Here is a 1450-nt window from a genome sequence, read left to right on the forward strand (position 1 = left end):
ATTTTGGCCCGTGGCCCTCGGCCACGGAAATCGAGACGAATCCTACGCGTTGCGGTCAAATAACGTGGGACCTAACAGTTAATGGGCTCAATCTCCTCCAGCAGACTCTTGTACGTGTGCTTGGAGGAAGGGCAGAGGTGATCTCCCGCGCGGTGTGGGCATCGTGCAGTCGGTCGCCGCGACAGCGGAGCGGCCTGCCCCCCGGGAAATCAGATACACCCGAAAACCGTCGTGGGCGACACAGGAAACCCAATCTTGATGGCATACTCGAGGATCTCGGTGTTGTCCTCCGTGAAACCGACGGCTTTTTAGCGCATAAATACATCACTGGCGAGCGAAAATCGTTGACGAAGAGAGCGACCATCTATCAGGACGCGTACTAATCATGCGTGGAGGACACCCCGCATCATGATTCTATGAATATCCGCCCCCTATCCGGGAGATTCTACGATTCACCACCCGGAGGGAATGACGTTCATGGATCGCAATCTTGTGCAGGATCTTACCCGCAGTGCGCAACACACCATCGTGCACATTGAGGCCCTCATCAGGGAGACGAGCGACCGATACGTCCCCGATATCGCGGCCGCCCGTCGCCGCCTCCACAGCGCCATGGGCCCCAGCCCAGATCTGATTTTGCGGAGCCTTACGGTGCCCTCCTGTGGTTCGGCGTCCGTTCTCATCGCGTACCTCGACAGTGTCACCGACACCCAAATGGTCGACCAAGACCTCATCGCGCCCTTGTTACGCACCACGGCCCCTGCGCCGACCTGGGATCAATCGAACCTGACCCTCGGTCATATTACCGTCCAAAAGGCCTGGCCCGGCATTCTCGACGATCTAGCGTCAGGGCATACGCTGATCTTTGTCCCGGGTCTGGCCCACGTCTGGAGCGTCGACACGGTGAAATATCCGCAGCGGTCCATTGAACGGCCCCAGACGGAATTGGCCGTGCGCGGGCCCGACGAGGCCTTCAATGAAAGCCTCGCTACCCAAATGGGCCAATTACGCCGGCGGTTTCGCGATCCCGCCCTCCAATTTCAGTCGATCACCGTGGGGCAGTGGCAACACGCCCCGATCACGCTGGCCTACGTCGCGGGCCTCACCAATCCCTCCTTAATAGGCCTCGTGACTCAGCGGCTATCCCGGATCGCCATGGGCGGGCGCGCGAACGCTACCGTGGTGGTGGGGTTGATTCGGGATCAGCCCCGGTCCATCTTTCCCACCATCCGGTCCACCGAGCGGGTGGACGTCGCCTGCCACGCCTTGTTAGAAGGTAAGGTGGTCATTTTGGTGGATGGGGATCCCTTCGTCCTGATCGCGCCGGCGCCCCTCGCCGATTTTTATCGCACCGGGATGGACTATGCCGGGCCCTGGTACGACACCACGTTTGTCCGCTTGATTCGGCTTGTGGGCTGGGCCATCGGCGTGTATCTGCCGGGTCTCTACA

General features: G+C 60.3%; 1 protein-coding gene. It reads left to right on the plus strand.

Annotated elements, in window-relative coordinates; genetic code table 11:
- Positions 1-477 precede the first annotated feature (477 nt).
- On the plus strand, positions 478-1450 hold a 973-nt coding region (locus tag HIJ39_RS22915; protein WP_243239926.1), incomplete at its 3' end, for a spore germination protein.

Origin of the sequence: Sulfobacillus harzensis, from assembly GCF_012933365.1 — a bacterium.
Taxonomy (GTDB): domain Bacteria; phylum Bacillota; class Sulfobacillia; order Sulfobacillales; family Sulfobacillaceae; genus Sulfobacillus_B; species Sulfobacillus_B harzensis.